Below are 26,921 nucleotides of genomic sequence, written 5' to 3'. Positions count from 1 at the left end.
CCGGGCGTGCGGGGCGCGCTACTTCTTCGCGGCCTTGGGCACGAACATCTTGATGTCGGTCAGGCTCGCGCTGCCCTCGTACACATTGGTGTACAGGTCCCCGATGACAAAGGAGTCCGGGTACGCGGATCCCGCCGGCCACTGGTTCGGCCAGGTGGCGCTTCCGTTGTTGTCGTTCTGTGTGAGCGTGTTGTTGAAGCGGCCGTCGTACTCACTGGGCTTGACGTTGTAGTGCCAGATGGGCTTGTTGTCGACGATGAAGGGCCGGTGGAACCGCAGCGTCTTCTGCCCGGCGCGGGCGAAGTTGCCGCTGGCCTCCAGCGTGTAGCCGGTCGCGTCACGCTCGATGGCGAAGACGTAGTCCTGGTTCGGCATCAGCTCGGGCTGGAGCTCGGCGGCGGAGGACAGCTGCTGCTCGGCGACGCCGCCGGAGCAACTGGTCATGAACCACTGCGAATTGCCCGCCAGACCGCCCTTGCCCGGGTTCCAGTTGGGCAGGCCGCTGATCCACATGTTGACCGTGTTGAAGCTGCTGTCCTTGTAGTCGTAGTACGTGTTCGTCGCGGAGTTGCAGACCCGGCCGCCGGTGCCGGTGCCCACCCGGTCGGGGTGCTGGGCGAAGGAGTCCATCAGGACCTTGCGGCGGTAGTGCCAGAAGTGGTTATTGCGCGGGGCGGGGTTCGCGAAGTCGACGATCGACAGGTAGTGGAAGCCGTTGTAGCCGTACTTTCCGGCCCGGACGTCCTGCCACTCGCAGTACGGCGCCGACGCGTCACCCTCCCAGCCGGGGCTGTTGGAGCCCTCGCCCCAGGGGTGCTGCGTCTTGCAGCCGTCCTTGCTGTAGCCGTTGACGCGGTTGCCGTAGTCGATGGTGCCGTTGCGCTTCCCGCCGAAGTCCAGCGTCTTCAGGCGGTATTCGATGCGGTACTGGTCGGGCAGCGCCTGGGTCGGGCGGAAGATGGCGCCGCCGGTGTGGTCGGGCACCTTGAGCTGGGCGACGGTCTTGCCGGCCGCCCTGCCGTTGGTGATGGAGGGCGCCTTCTCGATCTGCCCGTCCTTGTTCCAGTCGCGGGCCGACAGCGAGGCGGTGAGCCAGCCGCCGTCGCCGACCTTGAACTCCTTGCGGTAGGTGGCGAAGGAGTTGAACGCGGTGTCCCAGGCGGGTCCGTAGTCGTTGCGGTACCACTGGCCATTGTCTTCCATGATGGTGTCGAACGGCTGGTTGTAGGTCTCGCGGGTCCAGGGGGTGCGGTTCGGGTCGAGCGGCTTGCTGAAGTTCTCCGAGTGCAGTAATTGCCAGGCCGGTGCCTTGGGCGCGGCGGCCGCGGGCGCGGCGGCCGGGGTGGCCGCCGTCGCCCGCGTGCTCCCGTCCTCGTCCGGCGCGGCCGAGGCCGTACCGAGCGTGAGGGGAACGACGAGTGCGCCGCAGACCAGGCCCGCCAGCGCGTAACGATGAGTGCGGGTCATCAGAAATTGCCTCCCGGATCGTAGTAGTTCTGGGCGTTCTCCTTGGTGACACGAGGGGACGGGACGACCGTGTCCTTCTCGGTCTTCTTTCCGTCGAGGATGTCCACGGTCCTGTCGAGACCGAGGCCGCCGATGACGTCGGCGTCGTTGAGTCCGGTGACCAGGTAGTTGGTGCCGTCGAGGATGGCCTTGAGCGCTTCCGCCTGGCCGTCCACTCCGGCCAGCACGATCTCCTTGTCGCGGCCGGCGTCCTTGATGGCCCGCTGGGCGCCCAGGCACATGGCGTCGTTCTCGCAGAAGACGGCGTCGAGGTCGCTGTGCGAGGCGAGCAGGCTCTCCATGACGGTCAGGCCGCCGTCCGAGCTCCAGTTGCCGAAGTCGGGCGCCTCGACGATCTTGATGCCGGGGGCGCCCTCCAGCGCCGACTTCACCCCGTTCGTACGGGCCTGGCCGATGCTGTTGTCGGCGGGACCGCCCTTGACGAGGGCGACGGTGCCGCCCTTGGTGAGCCGCTCCACGAGGAACTGGCCGTTCTGCTTGCCGATGGCCTCGTTGTCGGGGCCGATCCAGCTGCTGTACGTGCCGGTGCGGAACTTGCGGTCGACCAGGACGGCGGGCTTGCCCGCGGCCTTGATGGAGTTGAGGACCGCGGGCGCCGACTCCAGCGGGCCGCCCGAGACGATCACGGCGTCGACGTCCTTGCTCAGCAGGTCCTCCACGTTGGAGGCGAGCTTCGCCGCGTCGCCGCCGGCGTCGGTGCTGACGGTTTCGACGCCCTTCTTCTTCGCCTGCGCCTTGATGGCCCGGTCCATCCCGTTGAAGTAGGGACCGCTGAGCGTGAAGTTGGCGATGCCGACGGTGTAGGAACCGTCGCCCTTGCCTCCCGTACCGCCGTCGGAGGAGCAGCCGGCGAGGGACGCGGCGAGCGCTCCGGCCACCAGGACCCCGGACGCTTTTTTCGTGATCATGAGGTTCGTGCCTTTCCGCTGCGCTGGACGAGGATGACGGCGACGATGATCAGGCCCTTGAGCACCTGCTGCCAGAAGCTCTGCACGTCGTAGAGGTTGAGGAGGTTGTTGATCAGCGCGAGGACGAGGACACCGGCGAAGGTGGCCCGTACGGAGCCCTTGCCGCCGGCCAGGCTCGCGCCGCCGATCACGCAGGCGGCGATCGCGTCGAGTTCGAAGGCGGTGCCGACACTGGGCTGGGCGATGCCGACGCGGCTGGCGAGGATGACCCCGGCGAGGCCCGCGCAGGCGCCGCTGATGGTGTAGGCGAGGACGATGTGGCGGCGTACGCCGATGCCGGCCAGCCGGACGGTCTCCGCGCTGCCGCCGATCGCCACGAGGGAGCGGCCCGCCGGGGTGCGGCTGAGGAAGATCCCGCCGAACAGGAAGACGCCGAGCATGATCAGGGTGGAGACGGGGATCGGGCCGAGGACGGCGGACCCCAGCTCGAAGAAACCCTCCTTCTCGGGCGCCACGGGCGTCTCCGAGTAGACGAACGCGAGTCCTCTGATGGTGGTGAGCGCGGCGAGTGTCACCACGAACGGCGCGAGCTGGAAGCGGGCCACCAAGGTCCCGTTGACCAGCCCGAAGGCCATCCCGGAGACGATGCCGACCAGCATGGCGAGGGGGACGGGGAGCCCGGACGACAGTCCGGCGGCGACGATGCCGGAGAAGGCGACCACCGAGCCGACGGAGAGGTCGATGCCGCCGGTGAGGATGACGGTGAGCATGCCGTAGGCCAGCAGGCCGGTGGTGACCATCTGCTTGAGCAGATTGGTGATGTTGCCCTCGGTGAGGAAGGCGTCGGTGGTGGAGCCCGCGACCGCGATGAACGCGATCAGCAGCACGGCGAGCCCGGCCTCCAGGGTGAGGTCGCGCCCGGCGACGATCAGCCTCGGCGTCCGCCGCGCGGGCGTCGCGTCCCCGGCCGGCCGCGTCGGCTCGCCGGGACCGTTCGACTCGGGGGGCTTGGTCAGTTGGTCGGTCATGCGGCGTGTCCGATCGCGTGGGCGAGGACGGTGTCCTCGGTCGTACGGTCCGAAGGGAGGTCCGCGGCGATCCGGCCCTCGTGCATCACCAGCACCCGGTCGGTGGCGCCCAGCACCTCGGTGAGGTCGGAGGAGATCAGCAGGACGGCGAGCCCGTCCCTGGCGAGCCGGTCGAGCATCCGGTAGATCTCGGCGCGGGTGGCCATGTCCACGCCCCGGGTGGGCTCGTCCAGCAGCAGCACCCGGGGTCCGGTGAGCAGCCATTTGGCGAGGACGGCCTTCTGCTGGTTGCCGCCGCTGAGCGCGCGGACGGGGAGTTTCGCGGAGTGCGCGGGCCGGATGTCCAGCTGCCGCACCATCGACTCGACCTGGCGCCCGCGTTCACCGGTGTCGAGCAGCGGGCCCTTGGTGAAGGCGCGCAGGGTGGTGAGGCCGATGTTCTCGGCGGTGGACAGGCCGAGGACCAGGCCGGTGCGTTTGCGGTCCTCGGTGACCAGGGCGAGGCCGGCGGCGATCGCCTCACGCGGGGTACGGAAGCGGTCGGCGGTGCCGCCGGCCGTTCTGACGGTCCCGGAGCGGGCGGGTTCGGCGCCGAAGACACAGCGGGCCAGTTCGCTGCGCCCGGAGCCGACCAGGCCGAACAGTCCGGTGATCTCGCCCGCCCGCAGGGTGAAGGAGATGTCGGCGAACTCCCCCGGGCGGTGCAGTCCGGAGACGGTGAGCAGCGGTGCGCCCGGGTCGTGGCGGCGGTCCGGGTAGAGCTGTCCCGGCCGGCGGCCTGCCATCAGGCGGATGAGTTCGTTCTCGTCGGTGCGGTCGGGCGTGGTGGTGGCGACGGCCCGGCCGTCCTTGATCACCACGATGGAGGTGGCGAGTTCGGTCACCTCGGCGAGGCGGTGGGAGACGTACACGATGAGGACGCCGCGCTCCTGTAAGCGGCGGATGAGCGCGAAGAGCGCCTCCAGGTCGTTGCCCGCCAGCACGGCGGAGGGCTCGTCGAGGACCAGCACCCGGGGCTCGCCGCCTTCGCTGACCAGCGCTTTGGCGATCTCGACCATCTGTTGTCTGGCGACCGTGAGGCGGCCCGCCCGGGTGCGGGGGTCGATGGCTCCGTAGCCGATGGACTCCAGCAGGTCCCGGGCGCGGGCATGGGCGGCCCGCCAGTCGATGAAGCCGCCCAGCTTGCGGGGGAAGTGCCCCATGAGGAGGTTCTCGGTGACGGACAGTTCGGGTACGAGGGTCAGTTCCTGGTGGACCGTACGGATGCCGTGGAGGTGTGCGTCGTGCGGGGAGCGCAGGTCGACGTGGACGCCGTCGAGCAGGAGTTCACCGGCGCTCATCCGCTCGGCGCCGGCCAGGATCTTGATCAGGGTGGACTTGCCGGCCCCGTTGGCGCCGACCACCGCGAGGACCTCACCGGCGTGCCCGGTCAGGTCGACGCCGTGCAGCACCTCGGTGGCGCCGTACGCCTTGCGCACCCCGCGGATCTCCAGGGCGGGCGGGGCGGACGGCCGGGGGGCCGGGGGTGTACGGGTCGTGCTGGTCACCCGAGGGCCTCCATCACCACGATGGTCTTCTGGCGGGTGAACTCCAGCGCCGTGTCGTGCAGGCCCTCGGCGGAGCCTCCGGTGTCCTTGGGGCCGCCGAAGGGCAGGTTCTCGGCGCGCAGCGCGGTGGAGCCGTTGATGACGACCCCGCCGACGTCGAGCCGGTGGGCGAGCTGGAAGGCGCGCCGGATGTCCTGGGTGAAGACGGCGGCCTGGAGTCCGTACGGCGATTCGTTGGCCATCCGTACGGCGTCGAAGGGGTCGGTGAACCGGGCGACGGGCGCGACCGGGCCGAAGATCTCGGCGGCGAGCGCCGGGCTGTCCGCGGGGACGTCGACGAGCACGGTGGGATCGCTGAACGCGCCCCGGCGGCCGCCTCCGGCGGCCTTGCGCGCGCCGTCGGAGACGAGCGCGGCGACGGCGGCCTCGACACGTTCGGCCGCTTCCTCGCTGATCAGCGGTCCGACGTCGGTGCCGTCGGCCAGCTGGTCGCCGACGGTGAGTTTGGCGGCGCCCGCGAGGAGGGCGTCCACAAACGCGTCGTGGATGCCGTCCTGGACGTACACCCGCTTGACCGCGCAGCAGATCTGGCCGTTGCCCCGGGCCAGCCGGCCGAGGACGACGGCTTCCGCGGCGGCCTCCACGTCGGCGTCGTCGCAGACGATCAGGGCGTCGTTGCCGCCGAGTTCGAGGTGGACCTTCTTGAGGGTGTCGGCGGCGCGGCGGGCGATCTCGCGGCCGGCGTGGGTGCTGCCGGTGAGGCTGACGGCGGCGGCGCCGGGCCGGGAGGCCAGTTCCTGGGAGACGTGGACGCCTCCGGTGAGGAGCTGGTGGGCGCCTTCGGGAGCGCCGGCGCGGGCGACCAGTTCGGCGATGCGCACCAGGGCGAGCGGGCAGCGTACGGGCGGGTGGACGAGCACGGCGTTGCCCGCGGCGAGCGCGGCGGCGGCCTTGTGCGCGTAAAGCTCGACCGGGTAGTTGAACGGCACCAGGGCGGCGACGGGGCCCAGGGGTTCGCGGACGGTCACGGCGAGGTGGCGCTCCAGCCCGGGCACGGCGTCGAGGGGGATCTGCCGGCCGAAGAGCCGGGTCGCCTCGCCGGCGTACCCGCGGAAGATCCGGATCGCCGCCTTGACCTCCTCGGTCGTCTGGAAGAGGGGCTTGCCGTTCTCCGCGGCGAGCAGCCGGGCCAGGCCGGCGGCCTCGGACTCGATCAAGTCGGCGATACGGAGGAGCAGTTGGGCCCGCTCGTGGGCGGGCAGGGCGGCCATGGCGCGCTGGCCGCGTTCCGCGGTGGCGAGGGCGGCGGTGAGCTGTTCCGGAGTGCTGTCCTCGATCTCGCCGAGGAGCTCGCCTGTTCCTGGATTGTGCACGGGCAGCGGTGCGGTACGGGTCGACATGCGTCGCTCTCCCTGTACTGGCTTTGGCAGTTGGTCATTTCTGCGGAAAGTCGCTGCGATGCTGGCGCACCCTCCGTAATTCGTCAACAGATAAAACAAAATGGCTGGACCACAGGGGTCGTGATCGTTCGGGCACGGACGGGGGTCCGATCGGCGGGGCGGGAGTCCCGCGCGCGGCGCGTCTTCCCCCGGCGATGAACGGGGAGTGACCGGCTCCGGTACAGCGCGGGAGGGCCCGGCGACGGTTCGCCGCCGCCGGTGATCCCTGTGCGGTGATGGGTGTCGAGCGTTGGAACGTCGTTCACGCGCAGGCCACACCCGGTGCCAACCATCAAGGAGTAGCCAGGGGGCCGACCCCCGGCACGCTTGCTGATGCGTTCGCACTCGGGGAGACCGCACCATGACACGCATACGCTCCGCAGTCACCGCTGTCGACCGCCGGTCCTTCCTCACCGCCACCGGGGCGGTCGGCGTCTCGGCGGGAATCGGACTCGCGCTCGGCGCGGGCGGCGGCTCGGGCGAGGCCTCGGCGGCGGCCGCGCCGACCGCCCCGGCCGTCCCCGCGACCCGCCCGCCGGCCTCCCCCGTTCCCGTTCGCCCGCGGCCCCTCCCCGCCCGCACCACCCTCGACACGGTGGCCTCGCCGCGCGGCGCGGCCGTACCGTACCGCCGCCTGGGCGACGGGCCCGGCTGGCGCAGGGTCGTACGGGACGATCTGGCCGCTCCCCGGTCGGGCCGCGAGGGACGGCGTACCGTTCTCAGCTCGTTCGTCCAGCTCACGGACCTGCACCTGGTGGACGTCCAGCACCCGGTGCGCACGGAGTACCTGCGCTCCACGGACCTGTCGTCGTGGCGCCCCCAGGAGGCCCTGACCGTGCCGGGCGCGGTCGCCCTGGTCGAGCAGATCAACGCCCTGCGCGACGGGCCCGCCACCGGCGCCCCGTTCTCCTTCGCGGTGACGACCGGCGACAACACCGACAACAACTCCCGGGCGGAGCTGGACTGGTTCCTGACGGTGATGAGCGGGGGCCGCGTCACTCCCAACACCGGGGACCCCCAGCGGTACGAGGGCGCCCAGAACTCCGGCGAGCGGCTGTTCTGGCACCCGGAGGACGCCCGCCCGGACACGGACAAGAAGCTCGGCTACCCGCGGATGGAGGGGTTCCTCGCGGCGGCGGTCCGCCCGGTCAACAGCCCCGGGCTGCGGATCCCGTGGTTCTCCACCGTCGGCAACCACGACACGCTGGCGAGCGGCGCCATGGCCGGCCGGGGCGGATTCCTCGCGGACTTCGCGGTCGGGGGGAAGAAGCTGTACGGCATCTCCGACAGCGACGCCGCCACGCTGCGGCAGACCCTGAAGAGCGGCAGCCGCCCGGCCGGCGGCGGACTGGTCGACCTGCTGCGGGCCTCCACGCGGTCGATGCGCTCGATCACGCCCGATCCGGGCCGGGCGCCGTTCGGCCCGCGCGAGTACCTGACCGCGCACCTCGACCCGGCACGCGCGGGGGCGGGCCCCGCGGGACACGGCTACACGCCGGACAACCTCGACAGCGACACGCTTTACTACATCTTCCCCATGGGCGAGAACGTCACCGGCATCAGCCTGGACACCACGGACCGGGGAGGCCACTTCCTCGGGTCGCTCGGCACGGAACAGCTGACGTGGCTGGAGCGCACGCTCACCGCCCACAAGGACCAGTACGTCGTCGTCTTCAGCCACCACAACAGCTGGACGATGACCAACACCCACCGTGACCCCGCCAAGCCCGGCGAGGCCCGGCACACCGGTGACGGGGTGGTCGCGCTGCTCAAGAAGCACCGCTCCGTGCTGGCCTGGGTCAACGGGCACAGCCACCGCAACTCGGTGCTGGCGCACGGGAGTTTCTGGGAGATCTCCACCGCCTCGCACATCGACTTCCCGCAGCTGGCCCGGGTGGTCGAGATCGCCGACAACAACGACGGCACCCTCTCCCTGTTCACCACGCTCATCGAGTCGTCGGCCCCGCACCGCACCGACTTCCACGACCTGTCGCAGACCGGACTCGCGTCCCTGTACCGGGAGTTCTCGTTCAACGCACCGGGCGCGGGCAAGGCCGGCGCGGGCACCTCCACGGACCGCAACACCGAGCTGGTGCTGCGCCGTTGAGCGTCCGGCGGGCCAACTAGACAGGATCCGCAGGGGTGATGAGGCGCTGGAGGCCCGGCGCGTAGAGGTCCGCCAGGCGCTCGTCGGTGGACTGTCCCGCCGCGCCCGTGCGGTACAGGCTGAGCGTCACGCCGAGGCCGAGAACCTGGGCCGCGATCAGTTCGGCGCGGAGGCCGGCCTCCGCGCCGGGCAGCAGCGCGGCCAGGCGCTGGGTGAACTGGGCGTCGAAACGCTCCCGCAGCAGCATCCGTTCGTCGTCCTTGCCCAGCGAGAACACCACCCGCAGCAGCGGGTCGGACTGCTGCGCCCGGCGGCTGCTCAGCAGGGCCAGCACCAAGTGGCGGCCGAGCGAGGCGGGCGGCGCGGCGAGCAGGGCGTCGGCCGCGGGGCCGAAGTCGGCGACGGTGTTGAACAGCCGCTCCTTCGTGCCGAAATGCTTGACGATCAGGGAGGGGCTCACCCCCGCGTCGGCGGCGATCGCCCGCATGGTCACCTCGGCGTAGGGGCGGAAGGCGAACGCGCGCCGGGCGGCGCGCAGGATGGCCTGGCGGCCCGTTCCCGTATCGGCGCCCCCAGTCGTCGTATCACCACCCTCCCCCGTGTCGCCCCCGTCGGTGGTGCCACCGGTGACGTGGTCGGTCTGCTGCCCGTTCATGCGCCCTCCTGGGCGAGCGACGTCGGCGGGCGTCCGCCCTGGGCCGCCCTGTCCCGCCCGACGGTACCGGTGGCCGTAGGGCGCTGACGCGGCAGACACAGGGTGACGGCCAGCGCGAGCAGCGCCGCGCCCGCCGCGATGAGGAAGACGAGGAGATACGCGTGGAGGGTGGGGGCGGTCCGCCCGTCCACCTGGAAGGTGACGTTGGCGAGCACCGCGGCGACCACGGCACTGCAGAACGCCTGCCCGACCGACCGCATCAGGGTGTTCAGCCCGTTCGCCGCGCCCGTCTCGCTCACCGGCACCGCGCGCATGACGAGCGCGGGCAGCGCCGAGTAGGCGATGGCCGTCCCGGCCGCGACGACGGTCGCGCCGAGGATGATCGTCCAGAGCTGGTGGCTGGTGAAGAACCGCACCACATAGCCGACGGCCAGGATGGCGGCGGCGAGTGCCAGGGCCGTCTTGGGTCCGTACTTCGCGGAGATCCGCGCGGACACCGGGGACAGCGCGACCATCGCGAGCCCGCCGGGCAGCAGGCACAGCCCGCTGACGACGATCGACGCGCCGAGACCGTAACCGGTGCTCTTCGGCTCCTGCACCATCTGCGCGGTGGACAGGGAGTTGGCGTAGAAGGCGAAGCCGATCAGGAGGGCGGCGATGTTCGTCAGCAGGACGGCGGGCTTCGAGGACACCCGCAGGTCGACCATGGGGCTGGTGGTACGGAGTTCGTACGCGCCCCAGACCAGTCCGATCAGGACGGCGAGGACGAGCAGACCCAGCGTGCGGACGGACGTCCAGCCCCACGAGCCGCCCTGCGTGACCGCGAGCAGCAGGCTCACCAGGGCGGCGGACAGCCCCAGCGCGCCGAGGGCGTCGAAGCGCCCGCGCGAGCGCACCGGCGATTCCGGTACGACGAGCAGGACGAGCACCATGTCGAGCAGACCCAGTCCGGCCGACGCCCAGAACATGGTGTGCCAGTCGTAGTGCTCCACCACCAGCGCGGCGACCGGCAGACCGATGGCCGCGCCGATGCCGAGCGTCGAACTCATCAGCCCGATCGAGGGCAGGACCCGGACGGGCGGCAGCTCGTCGCGCATGATGCTGATGCCGAGCGGGACGACCGCGAGCGCCGCGCCCTGGAGGGCGCGGCCCGCGATGAGCACGGCGATCTGGGAGCTGATCGCGCACAGCACGGATCCGGCCACCAGCACCCCGAGGGAGGCGAGGAGCACCCGCCGCTTGCCGTACATGTCACCGACGCGCCCGAGCACGGGGGTGCAAACGGCCCCGGTGAGGAGAGTGACGGTGACCAGCCAGCTGGCGGCCGTCGGGGTGGCGCCGGTGAGCTGGGGGATGTGCGGCAGCAGCGGCACGACCAGGGTCTGCATGACGGCGACGACCACTCCGCAGAAGGCGAGCACCGCCACCAGGAAGCGGGCGTGCGGTGCGCGGGCGGGGGCGGACATCACTTCTGACATCCGTACGGGCGGGCCGGCGGCCGGGTCGCCGGGTCGCCGGGTCACAGCAGGGGTGCGCAAGGCAGGGGTGCACAGGCGTTCACCCCTCAGAGTAAACACCCGTGCACCCCCACCGGCACCCCGGGGTGCACAGATGTTCACCACACCGCTCCCCCGGCCGCCGGGAGGGCTTGCACCGCCCGGCACACTGGTACCGGCGGTTCCGGGTCCGGTTCGCGCCCGACAACCGCCGTGGGAGACGCGATGGCGCTACAGATCAGCGCGACCAATCCGGAGCAGCCCGCCGTGCTCCTCGACCTGCCCTGGAACACCCCGCTCGACGAGTGGCCCCCAGAATGCCTCGTCGCGCTCCCGCGCGGCATCTCGCGTCACGTCGTCCGCTTCGCGTCGGCGGGGCCCGACGTGGTGGCGGTCAAGGAGATCACCGAGCGGGCGGCGGTACGGGAGTTCGGGCTGCTGCGGGACCTGCACCGGCTCGGCATACCGGCCGTGGACCCGCTGGCGGTGGTGACCGGGCGCGTGGACGCGGACGGCGAGCCGCTGGAGTCGGCGCTGATCACCCGCCACCTCAAGGGATCCCTGCCGTACCGCTCGATGTTCGAGTCGACGATGCGCCCGTCCACCGTCAAGCGGCTCATGGACGCGCTGGCCGTGCTGCTCGTACGACTGCACCTGGCCGGTTTCGCCTGGGGCGACTGCTCGCTGTCGAACGCGCTGTTCCGGCGGGACGCGGGCGCGTACGCGGCGTATCTGGTCGACGCCGAGACCGGCCAGATCCAGCAGAACCTCAGCCGGGGCCAGCGGGAGTACGACATAGAGCTGGCCCGGATGAACATCGCCGGGGAGCTGATGGACCTGGAGGCGTCGGGGGCGCTGCACCCGTCCGTCGACCCGATCCCGTTCGGCGCGGCGATCGTCCAGCGGTACGAGGACCTCTGGCACGAGCTGACCCGCGAGTCGGTCTACCCGGTGGGCAAGCGGCACTACATCGACCGGCGCATACGGCGGCTCAACGACCTGGGCTTCGACGTGGCCGAGATGCAGATCGAGCGCTCACCCGTGGGGGACACGGTGACCTTCCTGCCGAAGGTCGTGGACGCCGGCCACCACCAGCGACAGCTGCTGCGGCTGACCGGTCTGGACGCCGAGGAGAACCAGGCGCGGCGGCTGCTCAACGACCTGGAGAGCTGGATGGCCGGGGAGGACGACTACGTGCCGGGGGATCCTCTCGGGGCCCGGCCCGAGGTGCTCGCGCACCGCTGGGTCCGTGACGTGTTCCGGCCGACCGTGCGGGCCGTTCCGCTCGAGCTGCGCGGGGAGATGGACGCGGCGCAGATCTACCACGAGGTGCTGGAGCACCGCTGGTACCTGTCGGAGAAGGCGGGGCGCGACGTGGGGCTGGAGGCGACCATCGAGGACTATGTCGCGCACGTCCTGCCGCACGTGGTGAGCGCGCTGACCGTCCAGGCCGCGGACGAGTCGGCGGGCCTGTCGCCCTGACCGGTGCGCGGGGCGTCCTGTCACGCGCGTACGGCCCCCTCACTGCAACGCCCGCACCGCCGCCGCGAAGACCGACGGCAGGCGGGCCGCCGCCGGGACGATCAGCCGGGCGCCCGCCGGGCGCCCGGCGACCCGCACCAAACCCTCCGTCAGCAGCCGGTGACGCCGGGAGAGCCTCAGCCACTCACGCTCGTACCGCTGCGGGCGGCCCGCCCGCAGGCACCGTACGGCCGCCTCCGCCGACGCCAGCGCGAGCGCGACCCCCTCGCCGGTGAGCGCGTCGACGTATCCCGCCGCGTCCCCGACGAGCAGCACCCGCCCCGCCGTCCGGCGTCGCACCCGCTGCCGCAGCGGGCCCGCCCCGCGCACGGAGGTCGCGGGCGGCCCGTCGAGCCGGGCGAGCAGGTCCGGGAAGCCGGCGAGATGCTCGTCGTAGCCGCGCCGCAGGGTGCTGAGGACCGCCACCCCCACCATGTCCTCGCCGACGGGGGTCACATACGCCTCCCCCGCCTCCGACCAGTGCACCTCCACGAAGTCCGTCCAGGGCTTCACGTGGTAGTGGCGCCGCAGGCCGTACCGCCGGGGCCTGCGGTCGGGCAGGTCCAGGCCGAGCCCGCGCCGTACCGGCGAGTGCAGCCCGTCCGCCGCCACCAGCCAGCGGGCCCGCAGCCCCGCAGCCGTGACGGAGTCCTCGCTCTGCCCGATCTCGCCGACGCGGTCCGTCACGATCTTGACGCCGGCCTCCTCGGCGCGCCGGGTGAGGGCCGCGTGCAGTTCCGTACGGCGTACCCCGAGCCCTGCCCCGTCGGCGAAGGGCGCCTCGGCGTGATGGGGGCCGCGTACATACCGGATCCCGCGCAGGGGGTGACCGGGCGGGAGTTCCAGACCCAGGGCGCGCAACGCCCGTACGCCGCTGGGCATCACGCCCTCGCCGCACGCCTTGTCGACCGGGGAGGGGCGTGGCTCGACCACCACCGCCTCCATCCCGGCGAGGGTGGCGTGCACCGCGGTCGCCAGTCCCGCGGGTCCGCCCCCGGCGACAAGGAGGTCGATCACGTCGTGGCGCCGACGGCGACCGTGTCGAGGGCGCGGTTCTCGCACCTTATGCGGACGGTCAGCAGCCAGGCGTTGAGCAGGGTGAACACGAGCGCCGTCGTCCAGGCGGTGTGCACGAGGGGCAGCGCGATCCCTTCGGCCACCACCGCCACGTAGTTGGGGTGACGGAACCACCGGTACGGTCCGCCCGTCACCAGCGGCAGCCCCGGGACGACCACCACCTTGGTGTTCCAGCGCGGGCCCAGCGTGCGGATGCACCACCAGCGCAGCCCTTGCGCGGCCACCGCGACGGCGAACATCGACCAGCCGAGAACGGCGTCGAACGGCCGGTCGGCCAGCCACACCTCGGCGAGGCAGCCGAGCAGCAGGCCGGTGTGCAGGACCACCATCGGCGGATAGTGCCCCTGCCCCCGCTCGACCCCTCCGCGCTCCAGGCTCCAGCGCAAGTTCCGCTTGGCGACGACCAGTTCGGCGAGGCGCTCGGCGCCGACCGCCAGGATCAGCGCGGTGTACCAGATCATCTCGTCCTTCCCTCTACCAGCGCAGCAGGACCATCTCGGAGCAGAAACCCGGCCCCATGGCGATCAGCAGTCCCGCGCTGCCGGCCGGCGGCCGGCGCTCGGCCAGCGTGTCACGCAGGACGTGCAGAACGGAGGACGACGACAGATTCCCGGCCGCCGCCAGCGAACGCCACGTCAGGTCCAGCGCCCCGTCCGGCAGTTCGAGGACGTCCTCCATCGCCTCCAGCACCTTCGGCCCGCCCGGGTGGCACACCCAGGCGGTGATGTCGTCGCGGGTGAGGCCGTGGTCGGCGAGGAAGGAGTCCACTTCCGGCGCCAGGTTCTTCCGTACGAGGTCGGGGACGACCGCGTCCAGCACGATCCGGAAGCCGGAGCCCGTGATGTCCCAGCCCATGACCTCCTGGGTGTCCGGGTACATGTGGCTGCGGGTGTCGACCACGACCGGCCCCGCCCCCCGGCGCCTGGCGCCGGTGGCGACCAGGGCCGAGGCGCCGTCCCCGAAGAGCGCGGAGGCGACCAGGTTGGCGCCCGACATGTCGTCACGCTGCAGGGTCAGCGAGCACAGCTCGACCGAGAGCAGCACCGCCACGTCGTCGGGGCGTCCCCGCAGGTAGTCGTCGAGCCGCGAGATGCCCGCCGCCCCGGCGACACACCCGAGACCGAAGATCGGGACCCTCCTGACATCCGGCCGCATCCCGAGCAGTCCCACCAGCCGGGCGTCCACGGAGGGGGCCGCGATGCCCGTGACCGAGGTGAACATCAGCAGGTCGACGTCGCGGGGGGACAGGCCCGCCTCGTCCAGCGCGGCGCCGACGACCTCGGCGCCCAGCGGCACGGCCGCGGCGATGAAGGCGTCGTTGCTGGCCCCGAAGTCCTTGAGATCCCCGTACGCCTCCAAGGGCAGTGCCGTGTGGCGGGTGTCCACCCGTGCGCCGCGGTGCACCCGGTCCAGGACCCGGCGGTCGGCTCCCACCGGCAGACACGTCTTCGCGACCATGTCGGTGAGCTCTTGTTGGCTGTGCTGATGCGGAGCCAGGGCTCCATGGACGGCTGCGATGCGAGTCATCTGCGGTCCGAGGCTGGGGGATGTGGGACGTGCCATTCCTGCCCCCGCTCCGCGCCGCCACACCCGAAGTCGCCTGTACGGCCCCGCGAAAGCCCCTGGGCGGCCGCCTGGGGGGTCTGGAGACCCGTCACCCGTACAGCCCTCCGGTGACGCGCCCCCAACCCGCCTGCGGGCGGCCTACGATGAGGACGTGGACGCGATCGAGCGAGCAGAGGCAGGGCCCGGGACGGCGGCCGGGGCAGAGGCCCGCACGCCTCTCGGCGACGTGCCCGGCCGGTGGTCGCGCGGCACGGTGGCCGGGCTGCTGAGGGCCTGTCACCCCGGCCCCACCGTGGCGGTCACGCTGCTCGTCACCGGGCTCGCGGTGGCCGCGGGGCAGAACGCCGCCGGCACCGCGCTGGCGGCCGTCGCCGTGCTGGCGGGACAGTTGTCGGTCGGCTGGAGCAACGACGCGGTCGACGCCGCACGCGACACCGCGACACACCGCGGCGACAAGCCGGTGGCGGACGGGACGGTCGACGCGCGGACCGTGGGCGTCGCGGCCTGCGCCGCCCTGGTCCTGTGCGTCCCGCTGTCCCTCGCGTACGGGCTGCTCGCCGGGGCGGTCCACCTGGTCGGTGTGGGCGCCGCCTGGGCGTACAACCTCCGCCTCAAGCGGACCGTCGTCTCGTGGCTGCCGTACGCGGTCGGGTTCGCGTCCCTGCCCGCCTTCGTGACCCTCGGCCTGCCGGGCACCCCGGCGCCCGCGTGGTGGGTCGTGACGGCGTCCGCGCTGGTGGGGGTCGGCGCCCACCTGGGCAACGTCCTGCCGGACATCGACGACGACCTGGCCACGGGCGTACGCGGCTGGCCGCAGCGGCTCGGCCCCGCGGCGGTACGGCTGCTGCTGCCCGCCCCGCTGGTGGCGGCCACGGTCCTGCTGGCGGCCGGACGTCCCGGCCCGCTCGGGATCGCCGCCGTCGCCGGGGCGCTGGTGGCCGCGACGGGCGGGTCGGTGCTGGGGCGCCGGTGGCCCAAGGTGCCGTTCCGGGCGGCGATCCTGGTCGCCGGGGTCGATGTGGCGCTGCTGCTGTGGCAGGGCGCGGGCCCGTCCTGAGCCGCCCGCCTGACACCACGTCAGGTTTCGGTACGCGCCGGAGGACTGAACCGCGCGGCCGGGGGCACCCGGGTGCCACGGCACGACCACGGCGTTCCGCCGCGGCCGGCCTTCGGAACACCGGGAGAAGACAGATGCTCGGCTTCATAGCGGCGGCGCTCTTCGCGATCGCCTTCATCATCAACGGCACCGAGACCTCGGTGGACCACGCCATCTTCACCCCGACGAGCCTGTCGCTCCTCGGCCTGACGCTGCTCGCGCTGCACGTCGCGGGACTCGGTACGGGCTGGGCGCCGCGCCGCCGTCGCCGCTGACCCGCTCGGCGCCGGCCCGCCTCCACGCGCACCGGACCCCGCACCCCGCGAAGATCCGAGAAAATTCCACCTGGTTTTCTGTTGTCCGGCACCGCGCCGCGCCGTCTCCTGAGTGACGGACGAGAACAAGGTGGAGCGTCGTGTACCGAAGTGACCGCAATGGACCCGATCGTGCCACGGTGCTCGCCGCCCGTGGAGGTGATCCGCGGGCGCTGGACGCCTTGGTGGCGGCCGGCATGCCGCTGATCTACAACATCGTGGGGCGGGCGCTCGACGGCCACAGCGATGTGGACGACGTGGTCCAGGAGACCCTGGTCAGGATCGTGCGGGGGCTGCCGGGGCTGCGCGATCCCGACGCGTTCCGCTCCTGGGCGGTGGCCATCGCGGTACGGCAGGTGCGCGACCGTGAGCAGCACCGTGCGGCGGCCCTGGACCGTACCGCGTCCTTGGAGGCGGCCGATCAAGTCGCCGACCCCTCCTCGGACTTCGCCTCCGTCACCATCCTGCGCCTGGGCCTCACGGACCAGCGGCGGGAGGTCGCGGAGGCGACGCGCTGGCTCGACAAGGACGACCGCACCCTGCTGTCCCTGTGGTGGCTGGAGGCGACCGGCGAGGTCAGCCGTACCGAACTGGCCGAGGCGCTCGGGCTGTCAGGACGGCACGCGGCGGTACGGGTGCAGCGCCTCCGGGAGCAGATAGAGGTGTGCCGGGGCATCGTACGGGCGCTGGCAGCCGACGCCGGGAAGGAACGGTGCCACGGACTGGACTCCCTGACCGAGCGGTGGCCCGGGGAGCCGGGTCCGCTGTGGCGCAAGCGGTTCGCCCGGCACCTGCGCGCGTGTGCGGTCTGCGGCGCGGGGGACGACCAGCGGGTGCCGGTGGAACGGCTGCTCGGCGGGCTGCCGCTGCTGCCGCTCCCGGCCGACGCGGTCTCCTGGAGCGCCTCCGCCGCCGCGGGCCTGGACACGAACGCGGCGTCGGCGCACGACATCACGGTCCTCGGGAACGCGGACCGGGGGACCGGCCGGGACGGTACGGGCGGGCGCGCCGGGCGCCGCCGGGCCGCCCGCAGGACCGTACAGCGCAGGCGTGGTCTGACCGTGAGCCTCGCGGCGGGGGCGGTGGCCGCGGCGGCCCTGCTCGTGGTCGCGTTCCTGCCCGGTGAGTCGCCGGCCAAGGACACCGCCGTGACCACCGCGGACGCACCCGCCGCCGCCCCCGCCGCGTCGTCGGCGTCACCACGGCGGCCGGCCTCGCCCTCCCCCTCGGCGTCCCGTTCCCCCAAGGCCAAGGCCAAGCCCAAGGCGAAGCCCCAACCGTCCGCGAAACCCACCCGGCGCGCGGCCGCCCCGCCGCCCAGGACCGCACCGGTCGCGTCGGCCCGCAAGGGAGTGGGGGTCTGGAACTGGAACGGCGGTGCCACCAAGGCGCTGAGCGACTCCGGAGCCGGGTGGTACTACACCTGGGGCACCGACCACTCCTTCGTCGGCTCCGGCTCGGCCGAGTACGTCCCGATGATCTGGGGCAAGGACTCCGTCGACGCGGCGAATCTCGCGCGGGCGCGCGCGGCGGGACCGTACCTCCTCGGCTTCAACGAGCCGGACATGGGCGCCCAGTCGAACATGACGGTCGATCAGGCCCTCGCGCTGTGGCCCAAGTTGCAGGACAACGGCAAGATCCTGGGCAGCCCCGCGGTCGCCTTCGGCGGGGACACCGCCGGGGGGTGGCTGGACCGTTTCATGAGCGGCGCCACGTCCCGTGGCTACCGCGTCGACTTCATCACCCTGCACTGGTACGGGGGCGACTTCCGTACGGAGGCGGCCGTCGGCCAGCTGCGCTCGTACATCGAGGCGGTCCACGCGCGCTACGGGAAGCCCGTCTGGCTGACGGAGTTCGCGCTCACCGACTTCTCGCAGGCGACGCCGCGCTTCCCCACCGAGGACCAGCAGGCGGCGTTCCTGGCCTCGGCGGCGAAGATGCTCGCGGGCCTGCCGTACGTCCAGCGCTGGGCGTGGTTCGGCCTGCCCGCGTCCGACACCGGTCCCAGCACCGGCCTGTACCGCAGCGGGCCGGCCATCACCCCTGCGGGGCGGGCGTTTCGCGACGCCCGGTGACGGCCGGCCCGCTGCTCCGGCGTCACCGCGGGAGCAGCGGGCGAGGCCGGAAGGCCGGGGTCAGACCGCCGGGTCGAGCTGGGCGTGCAGGAAGTCGAGGGTGCGCGACCAGGCCAGTTCGGCGGCTTCGGCGTGGTACGCCTCGGGGCGGCCGTCGTTGAAGAAGGCGTGGCCCGCACCGGCGTACAGGTGGAACGTCGGGACGATGCCGGAGCCCCCGTCTTCGATGGCCGCCTCGATCGGGACGAGGGACGACGGCGGCACACCCTCGTCCGACTCCCCGTAGTGGCCCAGGATCTGCGCCTTCAGATGGGAGAAGTCCGGGACTCCGTCGCGGTTGACGCCGTAGAACGGGACGGCGGCGGAGACCCGTTGGTCCGCTGCGGCGAGGCTGAGGACGAACCCGCCGCCCATGCAGAAGCCGACGGCGCCGACCGTGTCGCCGCGTGTCTCCTCCCGGGAGAGCAGGTGGCTCACGGCGCCTTCGAGCAGTTCGACGCCCCGGGCCGTGGGCAGTTCGTTCATCATGCGCAGCGCCTCGGCGGAGTCGTGCGCCACCGTCCGCCCGTAGAGGTCCGGTGCCAGGGCGACGAAGCCCTCGCGCGCGAGGCGGTCGGCGATGTCCTTGATGTGGTCGGTCAGCCCCCACCACTCCTGGATGACGATGACGCCGGGGCCGTGTCCGGCGGGCGGCAGGGCGAGATAGCCGTAGGCGGTGGCGCCGGCGCTCGGGAACTCGACGTTGTGCGGGGCGGGATCAGTGGGCATGGGGACTCCAGGTGCAGGAAATGACGGTGCTCACGAAGGGCGGCTGGCCGCCTCCGTCAGAAAAGTATGGATGTCGTTCAGTTCGCCTTCGCCGATGGCGTGGCCGAGGGCGGGGTAGACCCGTTCGGCCAGGTCGGCGCCGGACTTCTCGCGCAGCCACTCCCCCGTGCGGACCACCAGGTCCGCCGGGATCACGGTGTCGGCGTCGTCGCGCCCCCACAGGACCCGTACCCCGGCCAGCCGGCCGGGTTCGGTGGGCAGTCCGGCGTCCCAGGGCAGGGTGCCGGAGAGCAGCACGGCGGAGGAGAAACGTTCCGGCCGGGCGAGCAGGAGCCCGCCCGCCATCGCCATGCCGCCGGAGAAGCCGAGCACGCTCACCGAGGTGTGCCGGGCGGCCACCGTGTCGAGCCAGTCGAGGACCTGTCCGGCGGAGCCGGCGATCGACTCGGCGACGGGCCGCCCGATCCCCCGGTTGGTGAACCAGGCGTAGCCGCCGCCCTCCGCGATCGGGGCGCGGACGAACGCGATGGTGATGTCCTCGGGGAGGTACGGGGCGATCCCGGAGAAGGCCCGCTCGTCGGAGCCCCGGCCGTGCAGCGCCACGAGCAGGGGCGTATCGTCCCGGTCACCCTCCGCGCGCGACCAGCGGACGACCAGGGGGGACACCGGGGACTGTTCTGCGTGGGGCATGGCGGCGGCTCTTCTCGTCCTTGTACGGGGCGGCCCGGCGCGCACGGGCGTGCGCGGGCTCCGGCCGGACGCCCGAGGCGGTCCCGCACCCTCCAGCACACTACGCCTCGTCATTGAAGCTTCAAGCAGTGCCCTCCCTTGTCCACATCACCCGTTCGGCGGGCACGCCACAGACGCCCCGGACGTTGACCGGGCAGGTGTAGACGACACACGAGGAGAGATGGCGCCATGGCTCTGTGGGACCGCTTCAAGGAATCCGCCGCGACGATGCAGACGCAGCTCACGGCGAAGAAGAACGACCTCAAGAGCGGTGCGTTCCGCGATGCCAGCATGGCGATGTGTGCCCTGGTCGCCGCGGCGGACGGCTCCGTCGACCCGTCCGAGCGCCAGCGGGTCGCGTCGCTGATCGCGAGCAACGAGGTGCTTCAGAACTTCCCGGCGGCGGACCTCCAGCGCCGCTTCGACGCCGCCCTGGACAAGCTCGCGGCGGACTTCGCGTTCGGCAAGGTCGGCATTCTCCAGGAGATCGGCAAGGCGAAGAAGAAGCCGGCCGAGGCGCGCGCGGTCATCCAGATCGGCATCGTCATCGGGGGCGCCGACGGGGACTTCGACAAGGACGAGCAGGCGGTCGTGCGTGAGGCCTGCTTCGCGCTGGACCTGGCACCTCACGAGTTCGATCTCTGAGACGAGCGGCACGGCCTATCGCGCCCCGCGCCGGCCGCCTCGCGGGGCGGCCGGCGCGAGGCGCGTCGGCCCGGTGGTCGGCTCACCCCTGGGCCGTGGGTCTGATGACCATTTCGCTGACGTCGACGTCGGCGGGCTGGCCGACGGCGTAGGCGATCGCCTCGCCCACGGCCGAGGCGGGGATCGCGATCTCCATCATCCCCTCGACCGCCCCCCGTACGCCGGAGTCGGTGATGCCGTCGGTCAGTTCGCTGCTGACCAGGCCGGGCGTGATCACCGTGACACGTACGTCACGGCTCTCCTGCCGCAGCCCCTCCGAGACCGCGCGGACCGCGAATTTGGTGGCGCTGTAGACGGCCGCGGTGGGGTCGACGCGGTGACCGGAGACCGAGGCGACGTTCACGATGTGCCCCGAGCCCTGCTCGCGCATGAGGGGCAGGACGGCCGCGATGCCGTACAACACCCCGCGCAGATTGACGTCGATCATCAGGTCCCACTCGTCGACCTTCAGCGCCTCCAGCATCGACAGGGGCATGACCCCCGCGTTGTTGACGAGGACATCGATCCGCCCGTACCGGTCCCGCGCCGCCCGGACGAACGCCCCCATGCTCTCCCGGTCGGTCACGTCCAGTGCGTGGTGGCCCGCGACTCCCCCGGCGGCCTCGATGTCCTTGGCGACGGCGGCGATGAGTCCGGTCCGCCGGGCACCGAGGAAGACCCGGTGCCCCGACGCGGCCAGCCGCCGGGCGGTGGCCTCGCCGATTCCGCTGCTCGCTCCGGTGATCAGGACGACCTTGCTGGTGGGGGTGGCGGACTCGACAGTCATGAGAACCCGTTCGGTGAGGGTGGGGCGGGGAGGCGGGAGAAGCGCGGCGGTGAACCGCCGGCCCTCACCAGCCTGCGCCGGACCGGGCCGTTGAGGCAGGGCGGGACTTCCTGGGTGTGCCACTCCCTGGCTGGACGCCGGGACCGGGCGGCGGAGCTGGACGGCGGGACCCGGGCGGCGGAACCCGCCGACGTAGAATTTGTGGATGAGCGGCTATGAGCTGGGCGAGTTCCTGCGGGCACGGCGGGCCCGGCTGACCCCGGAGGACGTGGGCATGGCCCGTTCCGGGTCCCGCCGCGTCGCCGGGCTGCGCCGCGAAGAGGTCGCCGTCCTGGCGGGCGTCAGCGCCGACTACTACGCCCGCCTGGAGCAGGGCCGGGAGAGAAGCCCGTCCGGTCCGGTGATCGACGCCCTCGCCCAGGCCCTGCGCCTGGACAGCGACGCGCGCTGGCACGCGTACCGGCTGGCCGGCCTCGTACCGAAACCGGAGACCCCCGGCAGCGCCGACGAGGTCGACCCCGCGCTGCTGGGGCTCATGGACAACTTCCCCACCGCCGTCGCGTACGTCGTCAACCGCCGCCTGGACGTCCTCGCCTCGAACGCGCTCGCCGACGCGCTGCTCTCCCCGCTCGCGGACCGCCGCCGCATGGTCCGCTCCCTCTTCCGCGACCCCGCCGCCCGCGAGCTGTTCGCCGACTGGGACACCGTGGCGCGGGACACGGTCGAGGCGCTGCGGCTCGGCGCGGGACACCACAGGAGCGACCCGGGGATCGCCGAGGTGGTCGAGGAACTCCTCGCCGGCAGCGAGGAGTTCGCCGCGCTGTGGCGCGATCACCGCGTCAGCGCCCTCGGCCGCAAGTCCAAGGTGTTCAACCATCCGGACGTCGGCAGGATCGAGCTGACCTACCAGACCTTCGACGTCCAGGGCGCGTCGGGACAGTACCTCCTGGTCGGCACCGCCGGGCCGGGCACCGCGGACGCCGACTCACTCGCCCTGCTCGGTTCCCTGCACGCTGTCGGCCACGCGCGCGGGCCGGGGCCGCGACACGGCTGACGTACCCGACACGGCTGACGTACCGGCACGGCTGACGTACGAGCCGGGCACCGCACCGTCGACCTCCTACAGACGGCCTGCCGCAACCCGCCCCGCGCCCGCCCTCAGGCCTCCATCAGCCGCGCCGCCAGCGCCTCAATCCGGGTCTGCCAGGCCGCCGAGGCCGCCGTCGTGTCGAAGTCCTCCGGGCCCGTCTGGGTGAGCACGAGGCGGGCGCCGTAGCCCGTCCCCTCGGTCAGCTCCCAGTCGACCGTCCCGTGCGGCTGCCAGGTGTACGTGAGGGACCTGGGCGCCCGTACCTCGGTGACCGGCCCCGCCGGGACCTTCTCCGCCGTGAAGCCCTCCGGCACGGGCAGCCCCGCCACCGGCTCGATGCCCGCCGACAGGATCTCCCACACGGTCTCGGCCGGCCGCACCAACTGCCGCTCGAAACGCACCCGCCGGCCGCCCGGCACGGTCTCGGCGACCCCGCGGTCCAGGTCGAACAGGTGCACGTACGACTCGTGGAGCCCGCCCGTGTCACGGCCCACCGCGCCCGGCTCACCGTCGAGCAGCCGGCCCAGCGCGATGACGCACAACTGCCAGCCCGAGGCGAAACTCGCGGCGCCCGCCCGGTCGTCGAAGGTGTGCACCAGCGTCAGCGACGACCCGTCCCCGTCCGGGGTGACGGTCCAGCTCAGGTGCTCGCTCCCCCACGTGTACGCGAAGACGCGGGGCGCGTCGAAGCCGGTGACCTCACCGGCCATCCGCGGCCCCTCGGCGCCGGGACCGGGGCCCGGGAAGCGGAACGTCATCGCACCGCCCGGGCGCGGCTCCACGGAGACCTCGGCGGGGAACCACTGCCCCAGGCTCGCCGGTTCGGTGATCGCCGCCCAGACCCGCTCCGGGGGATGCGGGAGCCGGCGCTCCATCCGCACGACGGACCTGCCGTCGGCGGTGGTGGTGAGGGAGTCGGGCCACGGGGTCGTGTTCATGGGGAGTTGTCCTCTGTCGCGTCGAGATGCCGTTCGAGCGCGCCGAGCGCGCCGGACCACAGGTGCCGGTACTGGTGGAGCCAGGAGTCGAGTTCCGCGAGGGGTTCGTGCCGGAGTGCGTACCACCGCCGCTGGGCGTCCTGCCTGACCCGGACGAGCCCGGCCTCCCGCAGCACCCGCAGATGCTTGGAGGTGCCCGGCTGGCTCAGCCCGAGGCGCTCGGTCAACTCGCCGACCAGGTGCGGGCGCTCCAGCAGGAGATCGAGAATCCTCCGGCGGCTCGGGTCCGCGAGAACGTCGAACGGTATGGGCATTCGGCGAACATAGCCCATCGGCTATATAACCCGTGGGCGATCGGCCGAGAATTTCGGCCATCACGTCGGGGAATTCACCCGAACTCTGGCCAGAACAACGTGGTGACTGCACATCAGAAATGAACATAATGGCAAGTTGGGCGACCACAGATCAATGACGAGCTCTCCCATGAATCGCCCTGCGAGACACCGTACAGCGTCACCGCGAAACACCAACGACCAGGCCTCCGGCCTCCACAGAACGGCGCGAGGAGAGCGGCCGTGCATGACGAATTCCTGTGCCATGTCACCGCATACGGGGTCTGCGGCGGCGAGCGTATCGGCGTACCCCTCGGCACCTATCGCGCACCCACTCTGACTCTTGCACTGTGGTGGTTGCGGGACCGGGCGACCTGGATCGCCGAGCGACTCGATCCCAGTCCCGAGAGCGATCATTTCCCCGCCTCCGCGCTCACTCCGGTCGGACCGAGCGTGCCGGACGTTCCGCATACGCTGCGCGCCTGGCGGGACGATGTGACCCATCAGAATATCGTCGGTGAACATTTGGCCGCGGGGCGGCTCATTCGAGTCGCCACGCACGACGACACCACCGAATACGAACTGCTCGCGGAATCGGTGGACGCCATGAGAATGGACCGCGCGATTCCGGTTCTCATCAACCCGGCGGCAATGCCGGGGCCCGCCCGCCGGGAGGGTGTCAGGAAAAGCGCGGCGGGCGTGTGGTGGAATGCGGGCGAACCCGCCGCCGACACCGTGCGGTTGGGCGGACCTCTCGGCGGAGGTGGTTGAACGGGGGCGTGGGGCCACACGATTGACGGTACGAACGGCCGCGCGGCGGCGGGATCGGAGCCGGCGGGATCAGCCGGCTTCCCCGTCGTCGAGCAGCGCGCGCAGCAGTTGCTCGTCCTCGTCGTTGAGCTGGGAGACGAAGCGGGCGAGTACGGCGCCGCGGTCCTCGTCCTTCGCCAGCTCGGAGTGCATCCTGCGGGCGGTCAGCCCGGGAGCGTCCTCCGTCGGCGCGTAGGCGTAGCCGCGGCCCGACCGGGTCCTGCCGACGGTGCCCTTCTCATGGAGCCGGGAAAGGATCGTGGTGACCGTGGTGCGGGCCAGCGGTACCCCGAGCGCCTTCTGGACCCGGCCGGGCGTGAGCGGCTCCCCCGCCGCCCACAGGGCGGCCAGCACCTCGGCCTCCAGCTCGCCGGCCGGCCGGCGTTCCCCGCTCTCGTCGCCCATGGGGACGCTCCTCCCGGTTCCTCGTCCACCCGCGACAGCGGACGGTCTACGACACTGTAGTCAACAGCGCGCAGGACCGGGAGGAACAGGCGCACGCGACCGGTGCACGCCGGCTCCGGCCCGGTCAGCCCTGAGGGCCTGGCGCCGCGGCCGCAGCCCGCAGGGGCGCTCCCGCGTCGTGGAGGCTCTTGAGCGCCTGCCGGTAGGAGTTGATCAGCCCGGTCTCCAGATAGCCGATGTTGTGCTCCTGGCAGAAGCGGGCGACGATCGGCTGCGCCTTGCGCAGGTGCGGGCTGGGCATGCTCGGGAACAGGTGGTGCTCGATCTGGTAGTTCAGCCCGCCCAGCACGAGGTCGGTGAACCAGCCGCCGCGCACGTTGCGCGAGGTGAGGACCTGGCGCCGCAGGAAGTCGGGGCGGTCCTCGCCGGTCAGCGTGGGCATGCCCTTGTGGTTCGGCGCGAAGATGGAGCCCAGGTAGAGGCCGAACAGGCACTGGTGCACAACGAGGAACAGCACGGCCTTGCCGGGGGGCAGGACGACGAACAGCGCGCCCAGGTAGAGGGCAAAGTGCGCGAAGAGCAGGAAGCCTTCCTTCCTGCGCTGCTTGAGCGTGCGGTCGGCGAGCGCCCGTACCCCCGCGACGTGCAGGTTGAAGCCTTCGAGCGTCAGCAGGGGGAAGAACAGGTACGCCTGGAGGCGGCCGATGAACTTGGGCAGTCCGGTCGCCTCGCGCGCCTGCGCCTGGGACCACACGAAGATGTCGGGGTTGACGTCCGGGTCCAGCTCTTCGTGGTTCGGGTTGGCGTGGTGCCGGGAGTGCTTGTCCTGCCACCAGCCGTAGCCCATGCCGATGCCCAGGTTGCCGGCGATCCGGCCGGTGCGCTCGCTGGCCTTGCGCAGCCGGAACACCTGGCGGTGCCCGACGTCGTGGGCGACGAGCGCCACCTGGCCGAAGACGACCGCGAGGAGCGCGGCCACGGCCAGCGTCCACCAGCTGTTCCCGACGACGAGGAAGGCCGCCCAGGCGGCGCCGTACGACAGGGCGACGAGGGACATCCTCACCGCGTAGTACCAGGGCCTGCGACGCATCAGGCCGGCCGCCGTGATCGCCTTGGAGAGCCGGGAGAAGTCACTGCCGGCGGTGCCGGTCTCCCGCCGCTGTTGCACGACGGTGGGTTCACCAGTGGTGTGGACGGACATTCAGCCACGCCTTTCGGGTCGTTCACGACCGCCTTGTGCCGACGTGATGACCGCAGGCAGGGTGGCTCGGTGGATGCACGGGGACGTACAGCCGCGGATGTTCCGACGGGAGATCGCAGGGACGTGCTTCTGCTGCCGACCGGGAACAGGTGAGCAGCGGGATCACACAGCGCGCTGTCTGCTGGGTGCGGTCCAAGGTCCACTGCGTGACGCGACGAGTACTGCTGCCCGGGTCCGGGGACAGCGGGAAGCCGGGGTCTGAGGCATCTTGGGGCCAGTGTAACCGTCCGGTCGGCGGGCAGGCGGGTACAGACCCGATCGGGGGGTCCGGGGTCCCGGCCAGGTGCGGGGCCGTGAATAGCGGGTATTCGGTACAGGAACGACCTTTGCGGGCACCACTGGACCAGGGCTGGACAAGAAGGCGGATCACTCGTGTTCGAGGCTGATGACATCCGGGAATGGCGGGGCCACGACGTGGTCGACGCGGACAAGAAGAAGATCGGCACGCTCGAAGCCGTGTACGTCGACACGGCGACCGACGCCCCGTCGTTCGCGACCGTGACCATCGGCATGCCCATGAAGCGCCGGCTGGTCTTCGTGCCGCTGGCCGAGGCCACGGTCGGCCCCGGCTATCTGAAGGTCCCCTGGGACAAGAAGCTGGCCAGGGAGGCGCCCTGGATCGACGCGGACGGCGAGCTGCTCGCCGAGGACGAACCGCGGGTCTTCTCGCACTACGGGCTGCCGTACAAGACGGGCGCGGGCGGCGAGCGCCGCCTGGGCCGCCGCTGACGGTCACCGCCGGGGATTCAACCGTCAGGAGT

The 26,921-nt window shown here is 72.0% G+C and carries 25 protein-coding genes and 1 pseudogene; 9 read left to right on the top strand and 17 right to left on the bottom strand.

What is annotated here, in order from left to right; all coding sequences use genetic code 11:
- Positions 1–18: 18 nt before the first annotated feature.
- Genes ACIO1C_RS11790 through ACIO1C_RS11770 form a run of 5 tightly spaced genes read right to left on the bottom strand, consistent with a single transcriptional unit; the run spans position 19 to position 6,410 of the window.
- The gene (locus ACIO1C_RS11790) at positions 19–1,467 is read right to left on the bottom strand and encodes a mucin-5B (RefSeq protein ID WP_401861428.1); all 1,449 of its coding nucleotides are present in this window, start codon (positions 1,465–1,467) and stop codon (positions 19–21) included.
- A complete protein-coding gene (locus tag ACIO1C_RS11785; protein WP_401861425.1) occupies positions 1,467–2,435 on the bottom strand; it encodes a substrate-binding domain-containing protein in 969 nt (322 codons plus the stop codon). The genes ACIO1C_RS11790 and ACIO1C_RS11785 overlap by 1 nt, the downstream gene beginning before the upstream one ends.
- Positions 2,432–3,463 carry an ABC transporter permease gene (locus ACIO1C_RS11780; RefSeq protein WP_401861423.1) on the bottom strand — a complete coding sequence of 344 codons (1,032 nt, stop codon included), beginning with the start codon at positions 3,461–3,463 and terminating at the stop codon, positions 2,432–2,434. Before ACIO1C_RS11780 ends, ACIO1C_RS11785 begins: the two co-directional genes overlap by 4 nt.
- Positions 3,460–5,010, bottom strand: a complete 1,551-nt coding sequence (locus tag ACIO1C_RS11775; RefSeq protein ID WP_401861421.1) for a sugar ABC transporter ATP-binding protein — start codon at positions 5,008–5,010, stop codon at positions 3,460–3,462. The genes ACIO1C_RS11780 and ACIO1C_RS11775 overlap by 4 nt, the downstream gene beginning before the upstream one ends.
- A complete protein-coding gene (locus ACIO1C_RS11770) occupies positions 5,007–6,410 on the bottom strand; it encodes an aldehyde dehydrogenase family protein (RefSeq protein WP_401861418.1) in 1,404 nt (467 codons plus the stop codon). The genes ACIO1C_RS11775 and ACIO1C_RS11770 overlap by 4 nt, the downstream gene beginning before the upstream one ends.
- A gap of 400 nt (positions 6,411–6,810) precedes the next feature.
- Here ACIO1C_RS11770 and ACIO1C_RS11765 point away from each other — a divergent pair, with 400 nt between their 5' ends.
- Positions 6,811–8,556 (top strand): TIGR03767 family metallophosphoesterase, encoded by a 1,746-nt coding sequence (locus tag ACIO1C_RS11765; RefSeq protein ID WP_401861416.1) that lies wholly within the window; start codon positions 6,811–6,813, stop codon positions 8,554–8,556.
- A gap of 16 nt (positions 8,557–8,572) precedes the next feature.
- Here ACIO1C_RS11765 and ACIO1C_RS11760 read toward each other — a convergent pair whose 3' ends face one another.
- Together ACIO1C_RS11760 and ACIO1C_RS11755 are read right to left on the bottom strand one after the other, a co-directional pair.
- A complete protein-coding gene (locus tag ACIO1C_RS11760; protein ID WP_401861414.1) occupies positions 8,573–9,211 on the bottom strand; it encodes a TetR family transcriptional regulator in 639 nt (212 codons plus the stop codon).
- On the bottom strand, positions 9,208–10,677 hold the full coding sequence (locus ACIO1C_RS11755) for an MFS transporter (RefSeq protein ID WP_401861411.1): 1,470 nt from the start codon (positions 10,675–10,677) through the stop codon (positions 9,208–9,210). Before ACIO1C_RS11755 ends, ACIO1C_RS11760 begins: the two co-directional genes overlap by 4 nt.
- Before the next feature lie 255 nt (positions 10,678–10,932).
- Between ACIO1C_RS11755 and ACIO1C_RS11750 the strand changes: the two genes are divergently transcribed.
- Positions 10,933–12,189: a DUF4032 domain-containing protein gene (locus tag ACIO1C_RS11750; RefSeq protein WP_401861410.1), complete on the top strand. Its 1,257-nt coding sequence runs from the start codon at positions 10,933–10,935 to the stop codon at positions 12,187–12,189.
- Positions 12,190–12,228: 39 nt separating this feature from the next.
- Here ACIO1C_RS11750 and ACIO1C_RS11745 read toward each other — a convergent pair whose 3' ends face one another.
- Genes ACIO1C_RS11745 through ACIO1C_RS11735 form a run of 3 tightly spaced genes read right to left on the bottom strand, consistent with a single transcriptional unit; the run spans position 12,229 to position 14,832 of the window.
- Positions 12,229–13,245 carry an NAD(P)/FAD-dependent oxidoreductase gene (locus ACIO1C_RS11745; protein ID WP_401861407.1) on the bottom strand — a complete coding sequence of 339 codons (1,017 nt, stop codon included), beginning with the start codon at positions 13,243–13,245 and terminating at the stop codon, positions 12,229–12,231.
- Complete coding sequence (locus ACIO1C_RS11740; protein ID WP_401861405.1) at positions 13,242–13,766, bottom strand: isoprenylcysteine carboxyl methyltransferase family protein; 525 nt, start codon at positions 13,764–13,766, stop codon at positions 13,242–13,244. Before ACIO1C_RS11740 ends, ACIO1C_RS11745 begins: the two co-directional genes overlap by 4 nt.
- A 13-nt stretch (positions 13,767–13,779) precedes the next feature.
- Positions 13,780–14,832, bottom strand: a complete 1,053-nt coding sequence (locus tag ACIO1C_RS11735; protein ID WP_401861403.1) for a type III polyketide synthase — start codon at positions 14,830–14,832, stop codon at positions 13,780–13,782.
- A 190-nt stretch (positions 14,833–15,022) separates the two neighbouring features.
- Here ACIO1C_RS11735 and ACIO1C_RS11730 point away from each other — a divergent pair, with 190 nt between their 5' ends.
- From ACIO1C_RS11730 to ACIO1C_RS11720, 3 genes are all read left to right on the top strand, one after another.
- The gene (locus ACIO1C_RS11730; protein WP_401861400.1) at positions 15,023–15,928 is read left to right on the top strand and encodes a UbiA family prenyltransferase; all 906 of its coding nucleotides are present in this window, start codon (positions 15,023–15,025) and stop codon (positions 15,926–15,928) included.
- A gap of 134 nt (positions 15,929–16,062) precedes the next feature.
- Positions 16,063–16,242, top strand: coding sequence for a hypothetical protein (locus ACIO1C_RS11725; RefSeq protein ID WP_327238085.1), 180 nt, complete (start codon positions 16,063–16,065; stop codon positions 16,240–16,242).
- A 140-nt stretch (positions 16,243–16,382) separates the two neighbouring features.
- Entirely contained in the window at positions 16,383–18,356 is a 1,974-nt protein-coding gene (locus ACIO1C_RS11720) for a sigma-70 family RNA polymerase sigma factor (protein ID WP_401861397.1), read from the top strand.
- A 60-nt stretch (positions 18,357–18,416) separates the two neighbouring features.
- On the opposite strand, the gene ACIO1C_RS11715 is transcribed toward ACIO1C_RS11720, so the two are convergent.
- Together ACIO1C_RS11715 and ACIO1C_RS11710 are read right to left on the bottom strand one after the other, a co-directional pair.
- A complete protein-coding gene (locus ACIO1C_RS11715) occupies positions 18,417–19,124 on the bottom strand; it encodes a dienelactone hydrolase family protein (protein WP_401861396.1) in 708 nt (235 codons plus the stop codon).
- 30 nt (positions 19,125–19,154) lie between these two features.
- Positions 19,155–19,814: an alpha/beta hydrolase gene (locus tag ACIO1C_RS11710; RefSeq protein ID WP_401861394.1), complete on the bottom strand. Its 660-nt coding sequence runs from the start codon at positions 19,812–19,814 to the stop codon at positions 19,155–19,157.
- A 228-nt stretch (positions 19,815–20,042) separates the two neighbouring features.
- Between ACIO1C_RS11710 and ACIO1C_RS11705 the strand changes: the two genes are divergently transcribed.
- Entirely contained in the window at positions 20,043–20,498 is a 456-nt protein-coding gene (locus ACIO1C_RS11705; RefSeq protein ID WP_327238081.1) for a TerB family tellurite resistance protein, read from the top strand.
- Positions 20,499–20,580: 82 nt separating this feature from the next.
- Here ACIO1C_RS11705 and ACIO1C_RS11700 read toward each other — a convergent pair whose 3' ends face one another.
- Positions 20,581–21,324 (bottom strand): SDR family oxidoreductase, encoded by a 744-nt coding sequence (locus tag ACIO1C_RS11700; RefSeq protein WP_401861391.1) that lies wholly within the window; start codon positions 21,322–21,324, stop codon positions 20,581–20,583.
- 205 nt (positions 21,325–21,529) lie between these two features.
- On the opposite strand from ACIO1C_RS11700, the gene ACIO1C_RS11695 reads away from it, so the two are divergent.
- Positions 21,530–22,378, top strand: coding sequence for a helix-turn-helix transcriptional regulator (locus tag ACIO1C_RS11695; RefSeq protein WP_401861389.1), 849 nt, complete (start codon positions 21,530–21,532; stop codon positions 22,376–22,378).
- A 104-nt stretch (positions 22,379–22,482) separates the two neighbouring features.
- Here the strand turns inward: ACIO1C_RS11695 and ACIO1C_RS11690 are convergent, their stop codons facing one another.
- Together ACIO1C_RS11690 and ACIO1C_RS11685 are read right to left on the bottom strand one after the other, a co-directional pair.
- Positions 22,483–23,352 carry an SRPBCC family protein gene (locus tag ACIO1C_RS11690; protein ID WP_401861388.1) on the bottom strand — a complete coding sequence of 290 codons (870 nt, stop codon included), beginning with the start codon at positions 23,350–23,352 and terminating at the stop codon, positions 22,483–22,485.
- Positions 23,349–23,666, bottom strand: a complete 318-nt coding sequence (locus ACIO1C_RS11685) for an ArsR/SmtB family transcription factor (protein WP_401861385.1) — start codon at positions 23,664–23,666, stop codon at positions 23,349–23,351. The genes ACIO1C_RS11690 and ACIO1C_RS11685 overlap by 4 nt, the downstream gene beginning before the upstream one ends.
- A 261-nt stretch (positions 23,667–23,927) precedes the next feature.
- On the opposite strand from ACIO1C_RS11685, the pseudogene ACIO1C_RS11680 reads away from it, so the two are divergent.
- Positions 23,928–24,335, top strand: a pseudogene (locus tag ACIO1C_RS11680) (hypothetical protein); the annotation flags it as partial.
- Between the two features lie 189 nt (positions 24,336–24,524).
- Here ACIO1C_RS11680 and ACIO1C_RS11675 read toward each other — a convergent pair.
- Together ACIO1C_RS11675 and ACIO1C_RS11670 are read right to left on the bottom strand one after the other, a co-directional pair.
- Entirely contained in the window at positions 24,525–24,899 is a 375-nt protein-coding gene (locus ACIO1C_RS11675; RefSeq protein ID WP_401861382.1) for a BlaI/MecI/CopY family transcriptional regulator, read from the bottom strand.
- Between the two features lie 124 nt (positions 24,900–25,023).
- Positions 25,024–26,100: a fatty acid desaturase family protein gene (locus tag ACIO1C_RS11670; protein ID WP_401861379.1), complete on the bottom strand. Its 1,077-nt coding sequence runs from the start codon at positions 26,098–26,100 to the stop codon at positions 25,024–25,026.
- A gap of 432 nt (positions 26,101–26,532) precedes the next feature.
- Here ACIO1C_RS11670 and ACIO1C_RS11665 point away from each other — a divergent pair, with 432 nt between their 5' ends.
- Positions 26,533–26,889 (top strand): PRC-barrel domain-containing protein, encoded by a 357-nt coding sequence (locus tag ACIO1C_RS11665; RefSeq protein ID WP_401861377.1) that lies wholly within the window; start codon positions 26,533–26,535, stop codon positions 26,887–26,889.
- Positions 26,890–26,921 lie beyond the last annotated feature (32 nt).

It is taken from the genome of Streptomyces sp. NPDC087420 (assembly GCF_044744165.1).
Lineage (GTDB): Bacteria > Actinomycetota > Actinomycetes > Streptomycetales > Streptomycetaceae > Streptomyces.
The sequence above is the reverse complement of the archived record's forward strand: the minus strand, read 5'-3'. Positions and strand labels throughout refer to the sequence as shown.